General features: G+C 73.1%; 26 protein-coding genes and 1 tRNA gene. 7 read left to right on the top strand and 20 right to left on the bottom strand.

Annotation, left to right across the window (positions count from 1 at the left end; all coding sequences use genetic code 11):
• The first annotated feature begins 12 nt into the window (after positions 1 to 12).
• From FHX31_RS25595 to FHX31_RS25605, 3 genes are read left to right on the top strand one after another with little or no spacing between them, the layout of a single operon-like run.
• Positions 13 to 825: an SGNH/GDSL hydrolase family protein gene (locus FHX31_RS25595; protein ID WP_013284118.1), complete on the top strand. Its 813-nt coding sequence runs from the start codon at positions 13 to 15 to the stop codon at positions 823 to 825.
• Positions 826 to 883: 58 nt separating this feature from the next.
• A complete protein-coding gene (locus tag FHX31_RS25600) occupies positions 884 to 2,146 on the top strand; it encodes an acetyl-CoA C-acetyltransferase (RefSeq protein WP_184977330.1) in 1,263 nt (420 codons plus the stop codon).
• 40 nt (positions 2,147 to 2,186) lie between these two features.
• Positions 2,187 to 3,671: a CYTH and CHAD domain-containing protein gene (locus tag FHX31_RS25605; protein ID WP_184977331.1), complete on the top strand. Its 1,485-nt coding sequence runs from the start codon at positions 2,187 to 2,189 to the stop codon at positions 3,669 to 3,671.
• A gap of 108 nt (positions 3,672 to 3,779) precedes the next feature.
• Here FHX31_RS25605 and FHX31_RS25610 read toward each other — a convergent pair whose 3' ends face one another.
• From FHX31_RS25610 to FHX31_RS25625, 4 genes are all read right to left on the bottom strand, one after another.
• The gene (locus tag FHX31_RS25610) at positions 3,780 to 4,100 is read right to left on the bottom strand and encodes a hypothetical protein (protein ID WP_013284115.1); all 321 of its coding nucleotides are present in this window, start codon (positions 4,098 to 4,100) and stop codon (positions 3,780 to 3,782) included.
• A gap of 48 nt (positions 4,101 to 4,148) precedes the next feature.
• The gene (locus FHX31_RS25615) at positions 4,149 to 4,907 is read right to left on the bottom strand and encodes a Bax inhibitor-1/YccA family protein (RefSeq protein ID WP_184977332.1); all 759 of its coding nucleotides are present in this window, start codon (positions 4,905 to 4,907) and stop codon (positions 4,149 to 4,151) included.
• A gap of 125 nt (positions 4,908 to 5,032) precedes the next feature.
• Positions 5,033 to 5,890 (bottom strand): Bax inhibitor-1/YccA family protein, encoded by an 858-nt coding sequence (locus FHX31_RS25620; protein WP_184977333.1) that lies wholly within the window; start codon positions 5,888 to 5,890, stop codon positions 5,033 to 5,035.
• Between the two features lie 110 nt (positions 5,891 to 6,000).
• A tRNA-Leu gene (locus FHX31_RS25625) sits at positions 6,001 to 6,081 on the bottom strand.
• 90 nt (positions 6,082 to 6,171) lie between these two features.
• Here FHX31_RS25625 and FHX31_RS25630 point away from each other — a divergent pair.
• Positions 6,172 to 8,001, top strand: a complete 1,830-nt coding sequence (locus FHX31_RS25630) for a DUF6311 domain-containing protein (RefSeq protein ID WP_184977334.1) — start codon at positions 6,172 to 6,174, stop codon at positions 7,999 to 8,001.
• 56 nt (positions 8,002 to 8,057) lie between these two features.
• Here the strand turns inward: FHX31_RS25630 and FHX31_RS25635 are convergent, their stop codons facing one another.
• The 8 genes from FHX31_RS25635 to FHX31_RS25670 all read right to left on the bottom strand — a co-directional run bounded on the left by FHX31_RS25635 (position 8,058) and on the right by FHX31_RS25670 (position 15,202).
• Positions 8,058 to 9,389, bottom strand: coding sequence for an NAD(P)/FAD-dependent oxidoreductase (locus tag FHX31_RS25635; RefSeq protein WP_013284111.1), 1,332 nt, complete (start codon positions 9,387 to 9,389; stop codon positions 8,058 to 8,060).
• Positions 9,390 to 9,492: 103 nt separating this feature from the next.
• Positions 9,493 to 10,053: a hypothetical protein gene (locus FHX31_RS25640; protein ID WP_013474052.1), complete on the bottom strand. Its 561-nt coding sequence runs from the start codon at positions 10,051 to 10,053 to the stop codon at positions 9,493 to 9,495.
• A gap of 37 nt (positions 10,054 to 10,090) precedes the next feature.
• On the bottom strand, positions 10,091 to 11,452 hold the full coding sequence (locus FHX31_RS25645; RefSeq protein WP_013474051.1) for a DUF58 domain-containing protein: 1,362 nt from the start codon (positions 11,450 to 11,452) through the stop codon (positions 10,091 to 10,093).
• The gene (locus FHX31_RS25650; RefSeq protein ID WP_013474050.1) at positions 11,452 to 12,450 is read right to left on the bottom strand and encodes an AAA family ATPase; all 999 of its coding nucleotides are present in this window, start codon (positions 12,448 to 12,450) and stop codon (positions 11,452 to 11,454) included. Before FHX31_RS25650 ends, FHX31_RS25645 begins: the two co-directional genes overlap by 1 nt.
• On the bottom strand, positions 12,450 to 13,034 hold the full coding sequence (locus FHX31_RS25655) for a hypothetical protein (protein ID WP_013284107.1): 585 nt from the start codon (positions 13,032 to 13,034) through the stop codon (positions 12,450 to 12,452). Before FHX31_RS25655 ends, FHX31_RS25650 begins: the two co-directional genes overlap by 1 nt.
• A complete protein-coding gene (locus FHX31_RS25660) occupies positions 13,031 to 13,762 on the bottom strand; it encodes a DUF4129 domain-containing protein (protein WP_013474049.1) in 732 nt (243 codons plus the stop codon). Before FHX31_RS25660 ends, FHX31_RS25655 begins: the two co-directional genes overlap by 4 nt.
• 20 nt (positions 13,763 to 13,782) lie before the next feature.
• Positions 13,783 to 14,496, bottom strand: coding sequence for a uracil-DNA glycosylase (locus FHX31_RS25665; protein WP_013474048.1), 714 nt, complete (start codon positions 14,494 to 14,496; stop codon positions 13,783 to 13,785).
• A 19-nt stretch (positions 14,497 to 14,515) separates the two neighbouring features.
• A complete protein-coding gene (locus FHX31_RS25670) occupies positions 14,516 to 15,202 on the bottom strand; it encodes a dienelactone hydrolase family protein (protein ID WP_184977335.1) in 687 nt (228 codons plus the stop codon).
• A 177-nt stretch (positions 15,203 to 15,379) separates the two neighbouring features.
• Between FHX31_RS25670 and FHX31_RS25675 the strand changes: the two genes are divergently transcribed.
• Together FHX31_RS25675 and FHX31_RS25680 are read left to right on the top strand one after the other, a co-directional pair.
• Positions 15,380 to 15,742 (top strand): type II toxin-antitoxin system RelE/ParE family toxin, encoded by a 363-nt coding sequence (locus tag FHX31_RS25675; RefSeq protein ID WP_013474046.1) that lies wholly within the window; start codon positions 15,380 to 15,382, stop codon positions 15,740 to 15,742.
• Positions 15,739 to 16,056, top strand: coding sequence for a helix-turn-helix domain-containing protein (locus FHX31_RS25680; RefSeq protein ID WP_013284102.1), 318 nt, complete (start codon positions 15,739 to 15,741; stop codon positions 16,054 to 16,056). The genes FHX31_RS25675 and FHX31_RS25680 overlap by 4 nt, the downstream gene beginning before the upstream one ends.
• 82 nt (positions 16,057 to 16,138) lie before the next feature.
• Here the strand turns inward: FHX31_RS25680 and FHX31_RS25685 are convergent, their stop codons facing one another.
• The 3 genes from FHX31_RS25685 to FHX31_RS25695 form a co-directional block, all read right to left on the bottom strand.
• The gene (locus FHX31_RS25685) at positions 16,139 to 17,098 is read right to left on the bottom strand and encodes an HAAS signaling domain-containing protein (RefSeq protein WP_184977336.1); all 960 of its coding nucleotides are present in this window, start codon (positions 17,096 to 17,098) and stop codon (positions 16,139 to 16,141) included.
• Positions 17,095 to 17,427, bottom strand: a complete 333-nt coding sequence (locus FHX31_RS25690; protein WP_030271259.1) for a PadR family transcriptional regulator — start codon at positions 17,425 to 17,427, stop codon at positions 17,095 to 17,097. Before FHX31_RS25690 ends, FHX31_RS25685 begins: the two co-directional genes overlap by 4 nt.
• A 63-nt stretch (positions 17,428 to 17,490) precedes the next feature.
• Positions 17,491 to 17,688: a hypothetical protein gene (locus FHX31_RS25695; RefSeq protein WP_230651275.1), complete on the bottom strand. Its 198-nt coding sequence runs from the start codon at positions 17,686 to 17,688 to the stop codon at positions 17,491 to 17,493.
• Positions 17,689 to 17,866: 178 nt separating this feature from the next.
• On the opposite strand from FHX31_RS25695, the gene FHX31_RS25700 reads away from it, so the two are divergent.
• A complete protein-coding gene (locus FHX31_RS25700) occupies positions 17,867 to 18,055 on the top strand; it encodes a hypothetical protein (RefSeq protein ID WP_176921700.1) in 189 nt (62 codons plus the stop codon).
• A 105-nt stretch (positions 18,056 to 18,160) separates the two neighbouring features.
• Here FHX31_RS25700 and FHX31_RS25705 read toward each other — a convergent pair whose 3' ends face one another.
• The 5 genes from FHX31_RS25705 to eno are packed head-to-tail and all read right to left on the bottom strand — an operon-like array spanning position 18,161 to position 22,172.
• Positions 18,161 to 19,090, bottom strand: a complete 930-nt coding sequence (locus FHX31_RS25705) for a Ppx/GppA phosphatase family protein (protein ID WP_091330190.1) — start codon at positions 19,088 to 19,090, stop codon at positions 18,161 to 18,163.
• Positions 19,091 to 19,132: 42 nt separating this feature from the next.
• Positions 19,133 to 19,642: an amino-acid N-acetyltransferase gene (locus tag FHX31_RS25710; RefSeq protein WP_184977337.1), complete on the bottom strand. Its 510-nt coding sequence runs from the start codon at positions 19,640 to 19,642 to the stop codon at positions 19,133 to 19,135.
• A 1-nt stretch (position 19,643) separates the two neighbouring features.
• Entirely contained in the window at positions 19,644 to 20,201 is a 558-nt protein-coding gene (locus FHX31_RS25715) for a DUF501 domain-containing protein (protein WP_013284095.1), read from the bottom strand.
• A 23-nt stretch (positions 20,202 to 20,224) separates the two neighbouring features.
• Positions 20,225 to 20,860, bottom strand: coding sequence for an FtsB family cell division protein (locus tag FHX31_RS25720; protein WP_013284094.1), 636 nt, complete (start codon positions 20,858 to 20,860; stop codon positions 20,225 to 20,227).
• A gap of 28 nt (positions 20,861 to 20,888) precedes the next feature.
• On the bottom strand, positions 20,889 to 22,172 hold the full coding sequence (eno, locus tag FHX31_RS25725; protein WP_013284093.1) for a phosphopyruvate hydratase: 1,284 nt from the start codon (positions 22,170 to 22,172) through the stop codon (positions 20,889 to 20,891).
• Between the last annotated feature and the right edge of the window lie 204 nt (positions 22,173 to 22,376).

A 22,376-nucleotide genomic window follows, 5' to 3' on the forward strand; every position in this document is an offset into this window, starting at 1 on the left:
CGGAGTGGCGTCATGAGCGAGCGGAACGAGGTGGCCCGGTGGGGCCGGGCGGCGGCCCTGTCGCTGCTGGCCGGGACGGTGGGCGGCGCGGCGGTCCTCGCCGGCCAGGCCATCGCCGCCCGCACCCGCGAGTACGCCCAGCCCGAGCTGGGTCTGGTGCTGCGCGCGACGGTCGGCCGTGCGGACGCCCCGCCGCTGCGGCTGGTGCTGCTGGGTGACTCGTCGGCGCTCGGCGTGGGCGTCGACCGGTTCGAGGACACCATCGGCGGTCAGCTCGCCAACCTGCTCGCCGAGGGGCCGACCGGCCGCCGGGTGCAGCTGTCCAGCGTGGGGGTCTCCGGCTCGCGCGCCACCGACCTGGCCACCCAGGTGGCCCGGGCGCTGCTCGGTGAGCGGCCGGACGTGGCTGTGGTGCTGATCGGGGCGAACGACGCCACCGCGATGTCCCGGCCCGGCGACGCGGCGGCCTATCTCGGCTCGGCGGTACGCCGTCTGCGGGAGGCGCACGTCGAGGTGGTGGTGGGCACGTGCCCCGATCTCGGCGCGGTACGCGCGGTCGCCGCACCGTTGCGTCAGGTGCTCGGCTGGTCCGGGCGGCGGATGGCGCGGGCCCAGACCGCGGCCGTGCTGAACGCCGGCGGCACCGTCGTCGACCTGGGCACCGAGACCGGTCCGGTGTTCCGCGCGGACGCGGGCACGCTCTGCCACGACGGCTTCCACCCGTCGGCCGACGGGTACCGGGTCTGGGCGCACGCCCTGCTCCCGGCGGTCGAGGCCGCGGCGGCCGTCGCGTTCCGGCACCACCGGCGACCGCCCACGGGGTGACATTTCCCGCCCGCCTCGCGGCTTCCCGGGCATGTTACTCGCGCGTTAACGTTGGTTCATGCCGATTGAGTCGCCCCGCGACGCCGTCATCGTCGCCACCGCCCGGTCCCCCATCGGCCGCGCGTTAAAGGGTTCCCTCCGCGAGGTCCGCCCGGACGACCTCGCCGCCACCATCGTCCAGGCCGCCCTCGACAAGGTCCCGGCGCTCGATCCCACCACCATCGACGACCTCTACCTCGGGTGCGGTCTGCCCGGCGGCGAGCAGGGCTTCAACATGGCCCGGGTGGTCGCCACCCTGATGGGCCTGGACGGCCTGCCCGGCGCCACGCTGACCCGCTACTGCGCGTCCTCGCTCCAGACCACCCGGATGGCGATGCACGCGATCCGGGCCGGTGAGGGTGACGTGTTCATCTCCGCCGGTGTGGAGATGGTCTCCCGGTACGCGCGGGGCAACTCGGACACGCTGCCGCCGGAGGCGCAGGCCCTCGTCGGCGGCGGCTGGGAGAACCCGCGCTTCGCCGAGGCCCGGGAGCGTTCCGCGGCCCGCGCCCAGGGCGGCTCCGAGGTGTGGACCGACCCGCGCGAGGCCGGGCAGCTCCCCGACATCTACCTCGCCATGGGGCAGACCGCGGAGAACCTGGCCCAGGCGTACGACGTGACCCGCGAGGACATGGACGCGTTCGGCGTCCGCAGCCAGAACCTCGCCGAGAAGGCGATCGCTGACGGCTTCTGGGCCCGTGAGATCACCCCGGTCACCACGCCGGACGGCACGGTGGTCAGCACCGACGACGGCCCGCGTGCCGGTGTGACACTGGAGGCGGTGGCCGGTCTGAAGCCGGTGTTCCGCCCGGACGGCCGGATCACCGCTGGCAACTGCTGCCCGCTCAACGACGGCGCCGCCGCCGTGGTGATCATGAGCGCGCAGCGCGCGTCCGAGCTGGGGCTCACCCCGCTGGCCCGGATCGTCTCCACCGGTGTCACCGCGCTCTCCCCCGAGATCATGGGTCTGGGCCCGGTCGAGGCGTCGAAGCAGGCGCTCAAGCGGGCCGGCATGACCATCGACGACGTCGACCTGGTCGAGATCAACGAGGCGTTCGCCGCCCAGGTGATCCCCTCGTACCGGCAGCTCGGCATCCCGGAGGAGAAGCTGAACGTCGCCGGTGGCGCGATCGCCGTCGGTCACCCGTTCGGCATGACCGGTGCCCGGATCACCGGCACGCTGCTCAACGCGCTGGAGTGGCACGACAAGACCATCGGTCTGGAGACCATGTGCGTCGGCGGTGGCCAGGGCATGGCGATGGTGCTCGAACGACTGAGCTGAGACCGGTTCGCCGGTGCGCGGGCCGGGTACGGGAGGCCGCATGGCGACCGTCGTGGAACGTGAGCGCAAGTACTCCGGCGACGAGGGTTTCCGGCTGCCCGACCTGACCGGGTGCGGTGGCGTCGTGACCATGTCCGACGCCACCGTCTCGGATCTGGACGCCGTCTACTGGGACACCGACGACCTGCTCCTGCTGCGCAGCGGGCACGCGCTGCGCCGGCGTACCGGTGGGCACGACGCGGGCTGGCACCTCAAGGTGGGCGCGGTCGGTGGCGCCCGGGTCGAGCACCAGTTCCCCGCCGGGGCGTCCGACGACGGTCCGCCGCCCGAGCTGGTCGCGCTGATCCGGGGCGCGTCGCGCGGCCGGCCTGTGGCACCGGCGGCCCGGGTCGTCAACCGCCGCCGGGAACATCGGCTGCTCGACGCGGACGGCCGGGTGCTTGCCGAGGTGGCCGAGGACGACGTCCGATCCGAGGACCTGGTGGACGGCGCCGCGCGGACCTGGCACGAGATCGAGATCGAGCTGGTCGAGGGCGACGAGGAGCTGCTCGACGCGCTCGGCGAGCAGCTTCGCGCGGCAGGCGCCCGCGAGGTAACGGTCAGCAAGTCGCACCGGGCCGTCGCCGGCCGGATCGAGCGCTTCGACGACCGGGAACCGGACGGCACGGCGGCGCCGGTCCTCGCGTACGTCCGGGTGCAGCGGGAAGCGATCGTCGGCAACCACGCGGCCGCGTACCAGGGGAACGAGGACGCGGTCCACGACATGCGCGTCGCGACCCGCCGGTTGCGGGCGACGCTGCGTACCTTCCGGGGGTTGTGGGACCGCCGCGAGAGCGAGGCGGTCCGGGCCGAGCTGCGCCGCCTCGGCGGCGAGCTGGGCCGGGTCCGCGACACCCAGGTGATGGCCGCCCGGCTCACCGAGGCGGTGCACGAGCTGCCGGACGAGCTGGTGCTCGGTCCGGTGGCGGCGCGGATCGGCGAACGGTTCGCCGCCGATCTGGCCGAGGCGACCACCGCGCTGCGGTCCGCGCTGGACTCCGACCGCTATCCCGCCCTGCTGACCCGCCTCGACCGGCTGGCCGACGCCCCGCCCGCCGACGTCGGCCGGCGCTGGACGGACCGCCGGATCCGCAAGGCGGTGCGCCGCGCCGACACCCGGCTGGACCGGGCGCTCGCCACCACCGGGCCGGACAGGGACGCCGCGCTGCACGAGGCACGCAAGAAGCTCAAGGCCGCCCGCTACGCGGTGGAGGTGCGCGAGCCGGTCGTCGGCAAGCGGGCCGCCCGCCTGGTGAAGCGGCTCAAGGCGCTCCAGGATCTGCTCGGCACCCACCAGGACTCGGTGGTCACGCGGGAGGTGCTGCGACGGCAGGCGCTCCAGGCGTACGCCGACGGCGAGAACACGTTCACCTACGGCCTGCTGCACGCGAGGCAGGCCGAGGCCGCCGGCCACGACCGCCCGGCGGTCCTGCGGGCCCGCGACCGGTCACGACACCGCAAGGTACGCCGCTGGCTGAAGCCCTGACCGTCCCTCCTTCTCCCCGTCCCCCACTCCGTCGATCATGAAGTTGACGGGGATCCGCGTCCGTTTTGTCGCCGCCAACTTCATGATCAACCCGACTAAGGGCGGGGGTCAGAGGGCGGTGCGGGTTCGGGTTACCTGGGCGGTGGCCTCGGTGAGCACCGGCTCGGGCGGGTCGGCGAGCGTCAGGTCGGCGGTGACCACGCGGAGCTGGTCGGGCAGGGCCAGGTCGCTGGGGAGGCGGGGCACCTCGCGGCGCGGCTCACCGGCCGCGTCGGCGGCCAGGTTGGCGATCTCCTGGACCAGCTTGTGCACCAGGTCGGCGCGGGACACGTTGCCGCCGTCCGCCTTGGCCGACCAGCGCGGCTGCTGCCAGTGCCCGACCTGTCGGACCAGCAGGGTCACCGCCCGGTCCAGTTCCGCTGCGCTCATCGCCGCCGAGTCTACGGCGACACCAGGCCGGAGCGTGCTCAGCCGGCGTCAGCGGCGTACGTAGCTGAGCAGGCGGAGGATCTGCCAGTACAGGAAGATCAGCCCGACCAGCAGACCGAAGGCGCAGTACCAGGCGTAGCGGCGGGGCAGCCGGTTCGCGGCCGACCGCTCGACCAGGTCGAAGTCGAGGATGAAACTGAGCGCGCCTGCGATGATCGCCACCACCGAGAACAGGTACGGCAGCCAGCCCACCCGGTCGCTGAGGCTGTAGACGACCACCCCCTGCCGCCCGGTGAACAGGTACGCGAACAGGTTGACCAGGCCGATCGCCACGATCCCGACGAGCGTGCCGATGACCAGCCGGGCCAGGCGCGGGGTGGCGCGTACCAGCCGGGCCCGGTAGAGCACCGCCATGCCGAGGAAGACGCCGAACGTGCCGATCACGGCCTGCGCCACGATGCCCGGGTAGACCATCTCGAAGGCGCGGCTGGCCACCCCGAGCAGCAGCCCCTGGAGCACCGCATACCCGACGATGACCGGCGGGCTGGTGATCTGCTTCAGCGAGATGACGAGCACCAGGGCCAGGCCGGCCAGCGCGCTTCCGGCGAGCGCGGCGGAGATCCACGCGGCCTGCGGCACCACCACCCAGGACACCGCCGCCGTGACGCCGGTGACCAGCAGCAGCCCCACGGTCCGGCTGACCACGTCGGCGACCGTCATCGTGCCGGCGGTGCCGACCCCGAGCACCTGCCGCTCGGCGCGGCCGACGTCGTCCAGCCGGTCCAGCACCGGGTTGGCACTGCGCACCGTGACCACCTCCCGCCCACGTACCCGGATCCCACTCTGCCCCGGGCGGCGCGGCGGGGACGGGGAAACGGCGACGCCCGCCGCCGCGGATGCGGCAGGCGGGCGTCGTCGGGGAGGGCGTGATGTCAGTCGTCGCCCTGGAAGTAGCTGAGCAGCCGCAGGATCTCGATGTAGAGCCAGACCAGGCCGACCACGATGCCGAAGGCGGCGGTCCACGAGTAGCGCTGCGGGAGGCCCATCCGGACCCCCTCCTCGATGTCGGCGAAGTTGAGCACGAAGCTCAGCGACGCCACCACGATGCAGACCAGGCTGAAGCCGATCGCGAGCGGGCTGCCGTCACGCAGGTGCGTGTTGACGCCGAACAGTGCCAGCACCAGGTTGACCAGCATCACGCCGAACAAGCCGGCCATGATCGCCACCATGATCCGGGCGAACTTCGGCGTGGCCCGGATGATCCGCGCCTTGTAGATCATCGCCATCAGGAAGAAGACGCCGAACGTGGCCACGACCGCCTGGAGCACGATGCCGTCGTAGAGCGACTCGAACGCCTTGCTGACCATGCCGACGAAGACGCCCTCGATGATCGAGTACGCCACGACGAGCGCCGGGTTGGCCATCCGCGAGAACGAGATGATCAGACCGAGCACCAGGCCGACCACGGCGGCGCCGATCCACGCGACGCCGACCAGGGAGTCCGGCACGAGCACCCAGGCCGCCGCGGCCGAGGCGCCGAGGATGGCGAGCATGAGGACCGTCTTGACGACCACGTCGTCGAGGGTCATCGGGGTCACGGTGGGCGGGGCCACCGGCTGGCCGTAGCCGCCCGGGTAGGGCTGGGCGTAGGGCTGCTGGGGGTACTGCTGCTGCGGGTGCTGCTGGGGGTATCCGGGCTGACCGTACGGCCCGGGCTGGGCGTACCCGGCCGCCCGCTCACGCTCTGCCGCCTGGCCGAGCCGGGCGAGCACCGGGTTCGAGGTCTTCACTTCTCAGGCCTCCCTCAGGGGGTCGATCGCACGTAGACGTGCTACTCCAGGGTAGACGTGGCCGCAATCGCGCGTGCTACGGCTAGCTGTGGGAAAGCTGAGAGTTCACGTGCCCGGGGCGGGGGTCGAACCCGCACGCCTTGCGGCAGCCGCTTTTAAGGCGGCCGTGTCTGCCGTTCCACCACCCGGGCGGGTGACACCGGCGCGTCGACACGCGGCGGTGCAGATCTCACCGTAGCGGCTCGGCCGCGACGCGGCGTACCCCGACGGGTGCGGCCGTTATGGTCGAGGCCGTGACCAGCGCCGCCCGCACGGCACCCGGGCCCGATCACGCCCGGGCGGCCCGCCCGGCGGCGGTCACGCGGCGGGTGACGGCCGCCGTCCGGCGGCACCGCGCGGACCTGCTCGCCGGGCTGGCGTTCGTCGCGCTCGCCGGATGGCTCACCCACGGTCTCTGGCCGGCGCCGGGCACTCGCGCACTCGCCCTCAACCCGGCCGACCAGACGCTGTACGAGTGGTTCCTGGCGCTGGACGCGCGTGCCCTGCGGGGCGAGCTGAGCCTGGTCACCGGCCGGCTGAACGCGCCGGACGGGGTCAACCTGATGGCCAACACGTCGATCGTGGCGCTCGGTGTGCTGCTCGCCCCGGTCACGCTGGCGTTCGGGGCGCCCGTGACGTTCGCCCTGCTCGTCGCCGCGAACATGGCCGGTACGGCGCTCGCCTGGTACCTGCTGTTCACCCGCGTCCTGCGGGCCTGCCGGCTCGCTGCCGTACTCGGCGCGGCGCTCTGCGGCTTCGGGCCGGGCATGGTCTCGCAGAGCAACGGCCACCTGCACATGACCGCGCAGTGGCTGGTCCCGGTGCTGGTCTGGCTCGTGGTCCGGCTGCTGCGCGCCGCCGACCCGGCGGGTCGCCCGGACGGCCCGGACCGCCGCCGGACGGCCTCCTCCGCGGCCGGGCTCGCCGCGGTCGTCACCGTGCAGGTATTCGTCGGCGAGGAGGTGTTGTTCCTCGCCGCGCTCACCCTGGCGGTGACCGCCGTCGCGTACGGGCTGGCCGACCGGGGCCTGCTGCGCCGGGCCGGTTCCGGCTTCGCCGGTGGTCTGCTCGTCGCCGCCGGGCTGGCGCTGCCGGTGCTGGCGTACCCGCTGTGGGTGCAGTTCGCCGGCCCGCAGGGCGTCGCGGACGGCATGTTCCCACCCGCCTACTTCTCCGCCGACCTGATCGCCTGGACCCGCCTGTCCGCGCTGACGGTGTTCGGCAGCCCGGAGGCGGTACGGCTCACCACCGGTCCGTCCGAGTTCACCACGTTCCTGGGCTGGCCGCTGCTGCTGGTAGCCGCCGCCTGCGCGGTCCGGCTGGGCCGGCGCGCCCCGGTGGTGGCGGTCGTGGCCGCCGCGCTGACGATGGCCGCACTCGCGCTCGGCCCGGAGGCGGTGGCCGGCGGTGAGCGGACCGGGATCCCCGGTCCGTACGCGCTGCTGGCCGGGATCCCGGTGGTGGACGGCGCGCTGCCGACGCGTTTCGCGCTGGCGGTGCTGCCGCTCGTCGGCACAGTGCTCACGCTCGCCGTGCACCGGGCGCTCGCCGAACCCGGCCGGGCCCGCCGGGTCGTCCCGCTCGCGGTCGGCGCGGCGCTGCTCAGCGTCTTCCCCACACCGCTGCCCACGATGGACCGGCCGCCGCTGCCCGAGTTCGTCACCGGCGGCCACTGGCAGCGGTGCGTACGCCCCGGCGGGGTGCTGGTACCGGTGCCCACCGCCACGCCGCAGGATCCCTGGCCGATGCGCTGGGCCACCGCCACCGGCGTCGCGTTCGCCATGCCGGAGGGCTTCTTCATCGGCCCGTACGGCCCGCACGGCTCGGCCACCATGGGCACCTGGCAGCGTCCCACCTCGGCGCTGCTCGCCGACGTGGCCCGCCGCGGCGTGGCACCCGCGATCGGTGACCGGCAACGCCGCCAGGCCGCCCGGGACGTCGAGTTCTGGCACGCCTCGTGCATGGCGGTGACCGACGACACGCCGCACGCGGAGATGCTGCGCCGCACCCTGGAGCAGCTCTACGGGCGGCCGGGTACGCGGCTAGCCGACGCCTGGACCTGGCGGTTCTGACCCCAAACACGGCGAAGGGCCCCTCCCGTGCGGAAGGGGCCCTTACGCGAAACGCGTCAGACGCGCGCGGCGACCGGCGGGGCCGACGCCTCGGCGAACTCCTCGCGCGGGTCGTGCAGCTGGCCCAGCGCGACCACCTCACGCTTGAGGAAGAACGCCAGCGTCCAGTCGACCACCACGCGCACCTTGCGGTTGAACGAGGGGATCCGCGACATGTGGTACGTCCGGTGCATGAACCACGCCGGCCAGCCGGTCATCTTGATGCCGTAGACCTGCGCCACGCCCTTGTGCAGCCCGAGGCTCGCCACGCTGCCGGCGTGCTTGTGCTTGTAGTCGACCGGCTCGCGCCCGCGGATCACGTTGGCGATGTTGTCGGCCATCCGCGCCGCCTGCCGCACCGCGTGCTGGGCGCTCGGCGAGCAGAAGTTACCCGGCTCCTTGGTCAGGTCCGGTACGGCGGCGCAGTCACCGGCGCTCCACGCGCCCTCGACCACCCGGTCGCCGTCCACGATCTGCAGCGTCGGCCGGCAGGTCACCCGGCGGCGCTCGTCACGCGGGAAGTCCGTCGCGTCGAGCATCGGCGACGGCTTCACGCCGGCGGTCCAGACGATGGTGTCGGACGGGAAGCTGTCGCCGTCGGAGAGCTTCACCACACCGTCGACGCAGGACTCCAGCCGGGTGTCCAGGCGGATGTCCATGTCCCGCTTCATCAGCTGCTGCACCGTGTAGGCGCCCATGTCCCGGTCGACCTCGGGCAGCACCCGCTGGGTCGCCTCGACGAGCACCCAGCGCATGTCCTCCGGCTTCAGCTCCGGGTAGTAGCGCAGCGCGTCCCGGGCCATGTCCTCCATCTCGGCGAGCGCCTCGATGCCGGCGTAGCCGCCGCCCACGAAGACGAACGTCAGCGCGCGACTGCGGACCGCCGGGTCGGTGGTGGAGGCCGCCACGTCGAGCCGGTCCAGCACGTGGTTGCGCAGGAAGATGGCCTCGCCGATGGTCTTGAACCCGATGCCGTTCTCGTGCAGGCCGGGGATCGGCAGGGTGCGGGAGACCGAGCCGGGGGCGACGACCACGTGGTCGTACTGGATCTCCCGGGCCGGGCCGCTGATCGGCTGCACCACGGCGGTCATGCGGTCGTGGTCGATCCGGGTGACGGTGCCCGCCACCACGGTGCACTTGCGCAACTCCCGCCGCAGCGGCACCACGGCGTGCCGAGGGGAGATGTTGCCCGCCGATGCCTCCGGGAGGAACGGCTGGTACGTCATGTGCGGCTGCGGGTCGACGACGATGACCTCGGCCTCACGCCTGCTCAGCTTCTTGGACAGGCGCAGAGCGGCGTACAGGCCCACGTGACCGGCACCCACGACAAGGATCCGCTTCGGGTTCACGTCATCTATCTTTCCCCGGGTGCTTCGGGTAATCCCGCGCGAGACCCCCTTCTGTGACGGAGCACAACCCGTGTGACCTGCGCAACGTCCCCGGAACGGTGCGTCACCTGCGCCGGAGCAGCCAGCCCAGCAGGGCGCTCAGACCCACCGCCACCAGCAGTCCCACCACAGTCGCGGCCTGTGAGCCGTCGGTGCCGCCCACTCCCCCGAGCCACGCCAGCACCACGCCGAGCACGGCACTGGCGAGCACCACGCCACCCACCCGGCCCAGCCACCGCAGCACCACGTCCGGGTCGATCAGCCCGTCGTAGGGCAGCAGCGCGGCGAGCGCGCACAGCGAGTGCGCCAGGTAGAGCAGCGTCGCCACGGCGAGCAGCCGCCACAGCGCCGGTGGCCGGTCGAAGCCGAGCGTGGCCAGCAGCCAGCCGCCGACTGTCACCAGCGCGGTGAACGTCGGCCAGATCCGGCGCGGCCCGGCCGCCGGGAGCACCGCGGCCACCGTCATGGCCAGCAGCGAGCGCGGGGTGAAGGCCTGCACCGGGTACGCGAGCAGGAAGCCGGCCAGCACGGTGAGGAAGATGCCGCCGCGTACGAGCAGCGGCAGCGGGCTGACCCGGGCGGCGGCGAACCGCAGCGCCCGCACCCGCTCCACAACCGCGTTCACCGGGCCGCCCTTCCGTTCGCGACTGCGCTCCCCGTGCTCATCGCAGCCCCGCCTTCGGGGCGGTCGCCAGCCGGGCCACGTCGCGCAGCACCTCATCCAGGCTGCCCGCGCCCGCCCAGCGCACCACCGGCACGCCGTGCTCGCGGAGCTGGCCGATCATCGTGTCCCGGTCCAGCCGCCACAGCCGGTACGCGACCTCGGCCCAGCCGCGTTCCTTCGGCACCGGCAGCTCGGCCGGCAACGTGTCCACCGCCACCACGAACCGCCCGCCCCGGGCCAGCCGGGCCAGCATCTGCGCGGACCGCTCGTCGAGCAGCGGGGTGAGCACCACCACGAGCGCGTCCGAGGAGAGCACCTGCGGGCCGAAGACCTGGTCGTACGGCTCGTGCGGGGACGACTCGGCCTGCACGTCGAGCAGCCACTCCAGCACTGTCAGGTACTGCCGCCGCCCGGTGGCCGGACGCAGCCGGCGAGCGGCCGGCCCGTACTCCAGCATCGACACCCGGTCACCGCGGTGCAGGTAGTGCTCGGCGAGCGCGGCGGCGGCCCGCACGGTGGTGTCCAGCACCGACGCGGTCCCGTTCACGCCACCGGAGCGGCCCGCCTCGGCCAGCACGTCCAGCAGCACCACCACCTCGGCGTCCCGGTCCGAGAGCGTCGACGCGACGTGCAGCTGGCGGGCCCGCAGCGACACCCGCCAGTCGATCCGGCGCAACCGGTCACCGGGCGCGAAGACGCGTACCCCGGCCAGTTCACCGCCCTCGCCCGGCCGCCGCGAGCGGTGCGCGCCGACCAGTCCGGCGGCCCGCGGCATCGCCTCGACCGCGTCGAACGGCTCGGTACGCGGATAGACCCGGGCCCGGATCGGGTCGGTGATCACCGCGCGGGAGACCAGCAGCCCGTCGGCGGCGGCGACCCGCACCCCGGCCGGCCCGATCGGGTGCCGCCCCCACCGCAGGGCGGTGCCGGTCAGCTTCAGGTCGACAGCGCTGCCCCGGGGTACGGACGTGACGAACGGGCGGTCCGCCCCGCCGGAGCGGCTCACGTCCAGCCCGGTGCCGCCGAAGCCGACCTGCTCCACCCGCAGCCAGCGCGACATCCGGGTCCGGACCACCGCCAGGTCGTACCCGACCAGGTCGGGGTTGGCCACCGCGACGGTGGCGGCCAGCGGCGCGCCCTCGACCAGGTGGGTGTCCCCGACGCCGAGTTCCAGCTCGGGCAGCGCGGCGGGGCGGCGGCGCAGCGCGTACGCGGTCCCGAGCGCGAACGGCGTGGCGAGCACCACCAGGTCGATGCGGCCGAGCAGGACGGCGGCGACGAGCAGCACACCGGTGAGCAGCACGGCCCGGCCGAGCGCCCACGTGGGCGCCCAGCCGCCTGCCGCGTCGGCCCGGTCCATCAGCGTCCGGCGGCGTAGCTGGGCAGCGCGCCGCTCGCCGGGGCGGGCGTGGACTCCAGCACCTCGCCGACCACGAACGACGGGTCGACGCGGCGCAGCCACATCTCCGGCCGCAGCGTGATCCGGTGCGCCAGCGCGGGCGCCGCCACCGCCTTGACGTCCTCCGGCACCACGTAGTCCCGGTTGGCGAGCACCGCCCGCACCCGGGACAGCAGCAGCAGCGCCAGCGAGCCGCGCGGGGACGCGCCGACCAGCACCGACGGGTGCTCCCGGGTGGCAGCGGTGAGCACCACGATGTACCGGCCGATCGAGTCCTCGACCACCACGTCCTCCAGCGCGGCCTGCATGGCGCGCAGCGTGGCGGCGTCCACCACCGGCTTGATCTCCGCCTCCTCGCGGCGGCGGGCGATCCGGCGCCGCAGCACGTCCCACTCCTCGTCGTGGCTGGGGTAGCCGAACGACACCCGCAGCAGGAACCGGTCGAGCTGCGCCTCCGGCAGCGGGTACGTGCCCTCGTACTCGATGGGGTTGGCGGTGGCGAGCACGTGGAACGGCTCGTCCAGGCGGTAGGTCACGCCCTCGACCGAGACCTGCTTCTCCTGCATGGCCTCCAGCAGCGCCGACTGCGTCTTCGGCGGCGTCCGGTTGATCTCGTCGGCGAGCAGCAGGTTGGTGAACACCGGGCCGGCCCGGAAGGCGAAGTCGCCGCTGCTCTGGTCGTAGAGGAACGAGCCGGTCACATCGGCGGGCAGCAGGTCCGGGGTGAACTGGAGCCGCCGGAAGTCCAGTCCGAGCGCCTGCGCGAAACAGCGCGCGGTGAGCGTCTTGCCCAGGCCGGGCAGATCCTCCAGCAGCACGTGACCACCGGCGAGGATGCCGGCCAGCACCAGCTCCAGCGCGTCCCGCTTGCCGACCACGACGGTGCCGACCGCCTCCAGGACGGCCCGGGCGAGCCGGCCCACCTCGGCGGGGGCCATGCTCCGGTCCACGTCGTTCATCAGATCTTCTCCAGTTCGGCGACGATCGCCGCGAGGTCGCGCGGCGACGGAGGGCGGCGGGCGGGGGTGGCGAGGAACGTCCACAGTGGCTCGCCGAGCACCGCCCGGGCGCGGGCCGGGTCGGACTCACGGGTGACGCCGTGGCGCTGGCGCAGCCGTTCGTCGGCCAGCTCGCCGAGGCGGGGCAGGATGCGCTCGGTGAACCGCTCCTGGTTGCCGGCGCACCAGTCCAGCGGGCGCTCCCAGCCGTTGATCGCGGTGCGCAGTGCGTCCCGCGCGGACCAGTTCCAGGTGCCGGGCTCCTCACCGGCGGGCGTTCGGGCACCCGCGCGAGGCGGCGGCGGGGGTGACAGCGCGGTGGTGACCCGGCGTACGGCGAGCACGGCGAGCACCCCCGCCACGATGATCCAGATCGGCACCTTCAGGCCGACCGCGCGCAGCCCGACCACGACCACCACGACGACGGCGGCGGTGACCGCCGCGGTCCGCAGCAGCAGGCGCGCCCGGCCGCCGCCCGAGGGCCGGACGTCCTCCCCGGCGGGCTCCTCGCCGAACGACAGCAGGTCGTCGATGCTGGTGCTCACGACGCCTCCCCCGCCAGGCTGGTCAGCTCGCCGCGCAACCGGCGCAACGCGGCGCGGGCCTGGTCCCGGGTGTGCTCGTCGACCGGGTGCGTGGCGTACCGGGCCTCCCGGTAGACGTGCGCGAAACCGTCGAGCACGTCGGCGCTGGCGATCGCCGGGATGCCGGCCGCCGGGTCGCCGCGCAGCAGCCGGCCCACCAGGTCGGTCGGGGTGTCACCGGTGTGCCGGGGCACACCCGCGTCCTCGGCGGCCTCCTCCAGGCGTACCCAGCAGGCGATCACAGCGGTCCGCGGGTCGGTGGAGCGGTCGTCCAGTTCGACGAGTCCGGCGTCGAGCGCGGCCACCACCTCGCGGGCGGTCCCCTCGGCGGTACGCCTGGTGCGCCGCACCGGCACCGCGCGAGTGGTGCGCCGCAGCGCGCCCCGCAGCACGTTCCACAGGACGTACCCGACGGCGGCCAGCACCGCCGCGGACAGCAACACCACGGCGGCGGTGGCCAGCCAGCCGGGCACACCGCCCGAGGTGGACTCGCCCACGTCCCGGGGCTCGACGGGGATCGACGGCACCGCCTCGGGCGACGGGTAGTCCGGCACGTACGGGATGGTGTCGGCGGCGGGCGGGATCCGGCTGGCCCCGATGGCGGAGTGACCGGCGGCGAACGCGGCGAGCGCGAGCAGCACCGTCACCGCGGCGACCGGCCACCACCTGCGCAGTACGCCGAAATCCATCCCACCGCCTCAGGTGTTCCTCAGTCCACCCCGGCCAGGTCCTTCGCCCGGGTGAACACGTCGTCCAGCATCGCCGGTGTGAGCCGGCCGGTGAACGTGTTCTGCTGGCTGACGTGATAGCAGCCCAGCAACGCCGGCACCGACTCGCCGGACCAGTGTGCCCCATGACCGAACGCAGGTCGCGGTGTGGGCGGTCGCTGCCCGTACACCTGGCGTAGCACCGGCCACCACGCGGCCCACGCGAACGCGCCCAGCGCGACCACGACGCGCAGCGTGGGCCGGATCAACTCGACCTCGCGGTGCAGCCACGGCGCGCAGGTGTCGCGCTCGTCCGGGGTGGGTTTGTTGTCCGGCGGCGCGCACCGCACAGCCGCGAAGATGCGGGTGTCGCGCAGCGTCAGGCCGTCGTCCGCGGACACGCTCGTCGGCTGGTTGGCCAGCCCGGCGCGGTGCAGCGCGGCGAACAGCACGTCACCGGACCGGTCCCCGGTGAAGATCCGGCCCGTGCGGTTGCCGCCGTGCGCGGCCGGCGCCAGACCGAGGATCGCGATGCGGGCGTCCGCCGGCCCGAGGCCGGGCACCGGCCGTCCCCAGTAGTCCTGGTCGCGGAACGCGGCCCGCTTGACCCGGGCGACCTCCTCCCGCCAGGCCACCAGGCGCGGGCAGGCGAAGCAGTCGCTGACCGCGCCGTCGAGGTCGGCCAGGTCGGCCGCCCGCGCGGCGCGGGCGACCACGTCCTGCGGGGTACGCGACTCAGCCAAGCTTCGCCCGGAACAGTTCCAGCGTGCGGGCCCAGGCGGTGGCGGCCGCCCGCTGGTCGAAGTGCTCGGGCCGGTCCTCGTTGAAGAACGCGTGCGCGGTGCCCGGGTAGTCGAACGTCTGGCAGGTGCCACCGGCGGACTCGATGGACCGGCGTACGCTCTGCACCCCGTCGGCGGCGGACAGGCCGTCCGCCTCGGAGCAGTGGATGAGCGCGGCCTTCCCGGCGTAGCCGGCCCAGTCGGTGGCCATGCCCTCCCAGGGCAGGCGCGGGTAGAACCCGGCGGTCGCCACGATGCGCTCGGAGAACGTGCCGGACCACAGCGCCAGGCTGGCGCCCGCGCAGAACCCGGCGCAGCCCACCTTGCCGGCGACCTCGGACCGGCTCGCCAGGTATTCGGCGGCGGCGGCGATGTCGCTGGCCGCCTCGTCCATCTGGGAGCTGTTCAGCATCAGCCGCGGCTCGGTCGGCTTCACGGCCGGCCCGCCGTGCCGGAAGTCGGGCGCGAGGGCGACGAAGCCGGCCTCGGCGAAGCGGTCCACCACGGCCCGGACGTGGGGCACCAGTCCCCACCAGTCCTGGATGACGATGACCGCCGGGCTGGCCGCACCGCCGGAGGGTATCGCGAGATACCCCTCGCTCGTCCCCCCGTTGCCGGTGAAGCTCACCATCTCGCCCATGGGCCCGTCCTCCTAGCGGTCAGTCATCATTGGCTGGTCGCCCAGTTGGCTGATACGTGCCGGTAGCGTGCCACGCGGTCACCGGCGCGGGGAAGACGGAACAACAGTGGCATTCACCTCCTGTTGAACCGCCGGACAGGCACACACGCTGGGTATAGCGATTGCTAAACTAGCCCCGTGGTGGCTGGAGACTGGGACGTCTACCTGGTCGACGAGGTGCGGCAGTGGCTCGACACTCTCGACGCGTCCACCCATGCGCGAGTGGTGCAGGCGATCGACCTCCTGGCCGAGCACGGACCAGGACTCGGACGACCCCTTGTCGACACCATCCACGGTTCGTCGATGGCGAACTTGAAGGAGCTCCGGCCGGGCACCGTGCGTATCCTTTTCGCGTTCGACCCGTGGCGCTCGAGCATCCTCCTGGTCGCCGGCGACAAGTCCGGCCGGTGGAAGACGTGGTATCAGGAGGCCATTCCCGTCGCCGAGCACCGCTACGAGCTCTACCTCAAGGACCGGGCACGAGAGGAGGGGAAGGCATGAGCGACTACTCCCGGTGGCAGGACATCCGCGCCGACCACGTCGCCCGGGTCGGCGGGGAAGATGCGGTCGACGCGGGTAAGCAGGAACTCCTCGCCGAGGTCATCGGTCACCGCCTCGCGGAGGTACGGCGAGCGCGCGGCCTGACCCAGCAGCAGGTCGCCGACCGGATGGGCGTCACCAAGGGACGGGTCTCCCAGATCGAGCAGGGAAAGATCTCCGGACAGGAAGTGGTGGCCCGGTTCGCCGCGGCGCTGGGTGGCCGGCTCCACCAGGCGATCTACTTCGACGACGGTGACATCGCCGCCATCGCCTGACAGCGGATCCCGCGAGATCTTGGAAGATTACGGCCCTCATGGGGGCCGTTTCCTTCCAAGATCTCGCGGGATCGAGCGTGTTCTAGCGCGTTGACGTGGGTTCCGGGGAAGCGCTGGTGGTGGGCGTGGCGGGCGCGGTCGGGGTGGCGCTGCCTGTGGGCGCGGGTGCGGGCGGGGCGATCGACGGCGAGGCCGGTGCGCCGAACGGTGCCAGCTCCGGGCAGTACGGGTAGGCGTTGCGGGGCGCGGGCACGGCGCCGGACGAGTCCAGGCAGTTCGGCCAGCCGAGCCGGATCGGCACGCCGTTCTGGTCGAACAGCTGCGCGTCGCGGATCAGCCGCCCCTGCTGGTCGTAGACGAAGACGTCCTCGATCCGGTCGTACCGCCGGTCCACCGACGTCTGCTCGTAGCCGCTGTAGACGTCGGAGCTGGCGTTCCGGTCCACATCGACGAGCACCGCGAAGCCGAAGAGCAGCAGCGCGGCCGTACCCAGCCGGTGCAGGCGGCGCGGCCAGCCGGTGAAGCCCGCGGAACGGCGGCCGAGCCACAGTGACGCGACCACCGCGCCGATGAGCAGCAGCAGGCCGGCCGACGCGTTGTCGTTCGGCCGGGGCAGCAGACCGGGCCGGCCACCGTCCACCATGACGCTGATCAGCAGCGCGGCCAGCCAACCACGCACCAGCCACCAGGCCGGGCGCAGCGGGCGCAGGAAGTCGCTCACCGTCTCGTGCCCGAGCACCGGGCCGAGCTGACGATCCAGCAGACGTATCTGCGTGGCTGCCTGATCCCGCGCCTCGGCCAGGCGGTGGAAGCGCGCCGGTCGCCGCCCCTCCCCGGCGCCGGCGGCGGCGCGCAGCTCGGCCGCGTACGCCTCGGGGGTGCCCAGCCGGTCCACGAGCGCGCCCTCGCCCTCGGCGGCCACCTCGGCGAGGTGTTCCGGCAGGTCCTCGGTCAGCTCGTCGCGGACTGCCGGCGGCAGGTCGGCGAGCGCCGCGCGTACCCGGTCGACGTAGTCCGTGATCTCCTGCCCAGTGACGGTCATGCCGCCATCCCCCGATCGTCGAGCAGTGCGTCCATGGTGGTGGCGAACGAGCGCCAGGTCTTGCCGGAGCGGGTGAGCTGGTCACGCCCGGCCGCGTTCAGCGAGTAGTACTTGCGGTGCGGCCCGGACTCGCTCGGCACCACGTACGTGGTGAGCAGGCCGGCGGCGAACAGCCGGCGCAGCGTGCCGTAGACCGAGGCGTCGCCGACCTCGGTGAGGCCGGCCTCACGCAGCCGCCGCAGGATGTCGTAGCCGTATCCGTCCTCGTCCTTGAGCACGGCGAGCACCGCCAGGTCGAGCACGCCCTTGAGGAGCTGCGTGGTATCCACGCTCCGCACACTAGTGCGCAATCCACACTACCGTCAATCACACAGCACTTTGCCCGGCCTTGTTCACCGGGAGGAAGGACGGGCGGTCCACCCGATGAAACGGTCGAACAGGTCGGCCGGGTTCGGGTTGGCGGCCATCAGGTCGGCGGTGGCGTCGAACAGGCAGCCCGCCATGTGGATCGACAGGGCGACGCGGTCGCGCCGGTAGTCCAGCAGCAGCAACAGGCGGGCCGGCTGGCACGGCCAGGGTGCCGCGCACACCCGGCACAACCAGAGGGGCCGCATCGGCACGTGCGGCCGCACGACACGGCGACTGCGATCGGGTACGGGAGAACAGTTCCTCACGGTCACCCCCCGATCGTGTCGCCTTCTGTTGTCAACGTCAATAGCCTCCGTAGTTGTCGCTGTTCGGCGACGCCGACACTGCCATCGTCAACGTGTGGAGCTGGTGGGCGTGTCGGAGATCCGGGCGATGCTCGGCAACGTGTCGCGTCAGCGCGCATCCGTGATCGCCAACCAACGCAACTTCCCGGAGCCGATCGCCGTACTGGCGATGGGCAAGGTCTGGCGGAAGTCCGACGTCGAGAAGTGGATCAGGGAACACCGCCCCGACCTGGCGACTGACTGACGCCCGGCCCTCCTTGTTGACCAAGGAGTTGGCGTCCTCTGAGGCGCCCCGATCGGACACGAACTCCTTGATCACCGCCTGAAGGTGCGGCGGCGAAAGAGCGGGCTAGGCGAGGCTCCAGGCGATGCCGTCGAGGATGTCGTGCTCGGAGGCGACCACCGACGGCATCCCGGCCCGCTCCATGATCACCCGCAGCACCAGCGCGCCGGCGCCGATCACGTCGGCCCTCCCGGGGTGCATCACCGGGTACGCCAGCCGCTGCTCACTGCTCTTGCCGAGCAGGTCGGCTGTCACCTCGGCCACCTGCTCGTACGAGATGCGGGCGTCGTGGATGCGGCTGGGGTCGTACTCCCGGAGCCCTTGCGCCAGGGCGACCACTGTGGTGACCGAACCGGCCAGCCCGACCAGCGTGGCGGCCTCGCGGCCGGGCACGGCGGCGAGCGCGCGGTCGACGGCGGCGGCGATGTCGGACTCGGCGGCGGCGATCTGCGCCGCTGTCGGCGGATCGTCGTGCAGGTGCCGTTCGGTCATCCGGACGCAGCCGATGTCCACCGAGATCGCGCCGCGCACCCCGTCGGCGCGGGTGCCGACGACGAACTCGGTCGAGCCGCCGCCGATGTCGACCACCAGGTACGGCGGTTCGGCGTCGGCGGGCAGGCCGCGCACCGCGCCGGTGAACGACAGGCGTGCCTCCTCGTCGCCTGTCACCACCTCGGGCGGTACGCCGAGCGTGCGCTCGACCATGGCGCGGAAGTCGGCGGCGTTGGAGGCGTCGCGGGAGGCCGAGGTGGCGCACATGCGTACCCGGTCGGCGCCGGACTTCTCGATCTCCGCCGCGTAGTCGGCGAGCGCCACGCGGGTCCGCTCGATGGCCTCCGGCGCGAGCATGCCGGTCTGGTCGACGCCCTGCCCCAGCCGGACGATCTCCATCCGCCGGCTGACGTCGCGCAGCGGCGACGAGTCCCCCGCCGACGCCTCGGGCAGGTCGGCGATCAGCAGTCGGATCGAGTTGGTCCCGCAGTCGATGGCGGCCACACGCGCACTCACGGCGCCCACCCTACGGCAGCCCGCGCAGGGTCAGAGGCGCAGCAGCATTCGGGTGTTGCCCAAGGTGTTGGGCTTGACCCGTTCCAGGTCCAGGAACTCGGCCACGCCCTCGTCGTACGAGCGCAGGAGCTGCTCGTACACCGGCTGCGGGACGGGCGCGCCGTCGATCTCGCGGAAACCGAACGAGCCGAAGAAGCCGGTCTCGAACGTCAGCACGAAGATCCGGGCGATGCCCAGCTCCCGTGCCGCGTCGATCAGCCCGCCGACGATCCGGTGCCCGATCTTGTGGCCCCGGCAGGACGGGTCGACCGCCACCGTCCGGATCTCGGCCAGGTCCTCCCACATGACGTGCAGCGCGCCGCAGCCGACCACCGTGCCGTCAGACGTCACCGCGACCCGGAACTCCTGCACGTCCTCGTACAGCGTCACAGTCGCCTTGCTGAGCAGCCGCCGGTCGTCGGTGTAGGTGTCCACCAGCCGCCGGATGCCGCGTACGTCGGTGGTGCGGGCCCGGCGCACAGTGATCTCGTGGGCGCTCATCTCACTGGACCGCGGGCACGTCCACGCAGGGGCCGGCCGCCCACCACTTCTCCACGAGCGCCAGCGTCTCGTCGCCGAACGGGTTGACCCCCGGCCCGGCGGCGAGCGCGTGCCCGAGGTGCACGTGCAGGCACTTCACCCGCCCCGGCATGCCGCCGGCCGAGATGCCCGCGATCTCCGGCACCTCCCCGATCGCCTCCCGGCGGGTCAGGTAGTCCTCGTGCGCCGCCCGGTACCGCGCCGCCAGCTCCGGATCCTCGGCGAGCCGCTCGGCCATCTCCTTCATCAGCCCGGCCGACTCCAGCCGGCTGCACGCCGCTGTGGCACGCGGGCAGGTCAGGTAGAACAGCGTCGGGAACGGCGTGCCGTCGGCCAGCCGGGGCGTCGTCTCCACCACGTCGGGCAGGCCGCAGGGACACCTGTGGGCCACCGCGCGGGTGCCGCGAGGCGGGCGTCCGAGCTGCGCGGCCACCGCGGCCAGGTCGGCCTCGGTGGCCGGCTGGCGTTCCGGCGGGGGTACGGAGTCCGCCGCCGGCTCCTGCGGTGGTACGACGCTCAAGGAAGTGCCTCTCGAATCAAAGCTCACTTGTCGGGGCGCTCGGCGTTGGCCGCCCGCACGCTCCCCCACAGGGTGTCGTACCAGGGCTCGGGCGGCTTCGGCGCCCCCGGCTTCGCGCCCTTGCCGGCGTCCTTCGCGGCGCCCTCCGGGTCGGAGAGCACCACGAGCAGCGTCTCGCCTGGCTTGCCCATGAAGAACCGCTCCCGGGCCTGCGTCTTGACGTACTCCGGGTCCTTCCACTTGGCCGCCTCGGCGGTGAGCCGGTCGATCTCGGCCCGCTGGGCGGCCTGCGCCGCCTCCATCCGCTCGATGTCGGCCTGCTGGTCCAGGTAGACCCGGACCGGATAGGTGTACGCCAGGGCGAGCGCGATGAGCACCGCGAACAGCACCGTGGCGCGCCCGGTGAAGCGCCGGGGTTGGGGTGCGGTGAGCCGCTTGACCGGGCCACCGGCGGCGGTACGCCGGGCCGCGGCGGGGCGGCTCGCGGAGCGTACGCCGTCGGCGGCACGGGACGCGCCGGGTGACCGGCCGGCGGCGCGCGCCTCCGCGCGGACGCCGTTGTCGCGTGCCGTGGACCGGACCCGGGCACCGCCCGTCCGGCCGGGCTGACCCGGCCGGCGGGCGGGCCGCTGGCCACCCGGTGTGCGGCGCTGCTGCATCGTCACACCCCTCCCCCGGAGCGCTCGCTCAGGCCGAACGGTAGCGCGGGAACGCGCCGGCACCGGCGTACCGCGCCGCGTCGGCCAGCTCCTCCTCGATCCGCAGGAGCTGGTTGTACTTGGCCACCCGGTCCGAGCGGGCCGGCGCGCCGGTCTTGATCTGCCCGCAGCCGGTGGCGACGGCCAGGTCGGCGATGGTGGTGTCCTCGGTCTCGCCGGAACGGTGGCTCATCATGCACTTGAAGCCGGCCCGGTGGGCCAGGTCGACGGCGTCGAGCGTCTCGGTGAGCGAGCCGATCTGGTTGACCTTCACCAGGACCGCGTTGGCGGCCTGCTCGGCGATGCCCCGGGCGATGCGCTGCGGGTTGGTCACGAACAGGTCGTCGCCGACGATCTGGATGCGGTCGCCGAGCGCGGCGGTGAGGGTGGCCCAGCCGCTCCAGTCGTCCTCGGCCAGCGGGTCCTCGATCGACACGATCGGGTAGTCGCCGGCGAGCTTGGTGTAGTAGTTGCTCATCTCCTCGGCGCTCTTGGCGCTGCCCTCGAACGTGTAGGTGCCGTTGTCGAAGAACTCGGTGGCGGCCACGTCGAGCGCGAAGACGATGTCGGTGCCGAGCCGGTAGCCGGCCTTCTCCACGGCCTCGGCGATCAGGTCCAGCGCGGCGGCGTTGGTGGGCAGGTTCGGGGCGAAGCCGCCCTCGTCGCCCAGGCCGGTCGACAGGTCCTTCTTCTTCAGCACCGACTTCAGCGCGTGGTAGACCTCGGCGCCCGAGCGCAGCGCGTCCCGGAACGTCGGCGCGCCGATCGGCGCGATCATGAACTCCTGGATGTCGACGTTCGAGTCGGCGTGCGCGCCACCGTTGAGGATGTTCATCATCGGCACCGGGAGCAGGTGCGCGTTCGGGCCGCCCAGGTAGCGGAACAGGCTCAGCTCGGCGCTGCCGGCGGCGGCCTTCGCCACGGCCAGGGAGACGCCGAGGATGGCGTTCGCGCCCAGCTCGCCCTTGTTGTCCGAGCCGTCGATGTCGATCATCTTCTGGTCGATCAGCCGCTGCTCGCTGGCCTCGTAGCCGATGAGCTGGTCGACGATGCGGTCCTCGATGTTGGCGACCGCCTTCTCGACACCCTTGCCCAGGTAGCGATCCTTGTCACCGTCGCGCAGCTCGACCGCCTCGAACGCGCCGGTGGAGGCGCCGGACGGCACCGCGGCGCGGGCGATCGTGCCGTCGTCGAGCCCGACCTCGACCTCGACCGTCGGGTTGCCCCGCGAGTCCAGGATCTCCCGGGCGACGATTCCCTCGATGGTTGCCACTGAGTCGCTCCTCGTTTGTGTGGTTCCGGTCCGTATGGGCCGCGACGGTGCGGCTGAGGCAGGTGTTGAACGCAGCGTATCGGTCCCCGCCCTGCCGCACCCCGCTCGGGGCGGCCCCCGAGGCGCTTGCTGAGACGGACATTCCCGGATTACCGGTCGTCAACCGGCAACCGGTTTGCGAGACGTTGCGTCGATCGACAAGGC

The sequence above is a fragment of the Micromonospora sp. CNZ286 genome (assembly GCF_014207755.1).

Coding starts and splice junctions, on each gene's coding strand:
- FHX31_RS25720 (WP_013284094.1), bottom strand. CDS start 20,860: ATGCAGCAGCGCCGCACACCGGGTGGCCAGCGGCCCGCCCGCCGGCCG.
- FHX31_RS25610 (WP_013284115.1), bottom strand. CDS start 4,100: ATGAGCGCAGCGGAACTGGACCGGGCGGTGACCCTGCTGGTCCGACAG.
- FHX31_RS25660 (WP_013474049.1), bottom strand. CDS start 13,762: ATGGATTTCGGCGTACTGCGCAGGTGGTGGCCGGTCGCCGCGGTGACG.
- FHX31_RS25710 (WP_184977337.1), bottom strand. CDS start 19,642: ATGAGCGCCCACGAGATCACTGTGCGCCGGGCCCGCACCACCGACGTA.
- FHX31_RS25645 (WP_013474051.1), bottom strand. CDS start 11,452: ATGGACCGGGCCGACGCGGCAGGCGGCTGGGCGCCCACGTGGGCGCTC.
- FHX31_RS25680 (WP_013284102.1), top strand. CDS start 15,739: ATGAGCGACTACTCCCGGTGGCAGGACATCCGCGCCGACCACGTCGCC.
- FHX31_RS25685 (WP_184977336.1), bottom strand. CDS start 17,098: ATGACCGTCACTGGGCAGGAGATCACGGACTACGTCGACCGGGTACGC.
- FHX31_RS25595 (WP_013284118.1), top strand. CDS start 13: ATGAGCGAGCGGAACGAGGTGGCCCGGTGGGGCCGGGCGGCGGCCCTG.
- FHX31_RS25670 (WP_184977335.1), bottom strand. CDS start 15,202: ATGGGCGAGATGGTGAGCTTCACCGGCAACGGGGGGACGAGCGAGGGG.
- FHX31_RS25630 (WP_184977334.1), top strand. CDS start 6,172: ATGGTCGAGGCCGTGACCAGCGCCGCCCGCACGGCACCCGGGCCCGAT.
- FHX31_RS25650 (WP_013474050.1), bottom strand. CDS start 12,450: ATGAACGACGTGGACCGGAGCATGGCCCCCGCCGAGGTGGGCCGGCTC.
- FHX31_RS25605 (WP_184977331.1), top strand. CDS start 2,187: ATGGCGACCGTCGTGGAACGTGAGCGCAAGTACTCCGGCGACGAGGGT.
- FHX31_RS25600 (WP_184977330.1), top strand. CDS start 884: ATGCCGATTGAGTCGCCCCGCGACGCCGTCATCGTCGCCACCGCCCGG.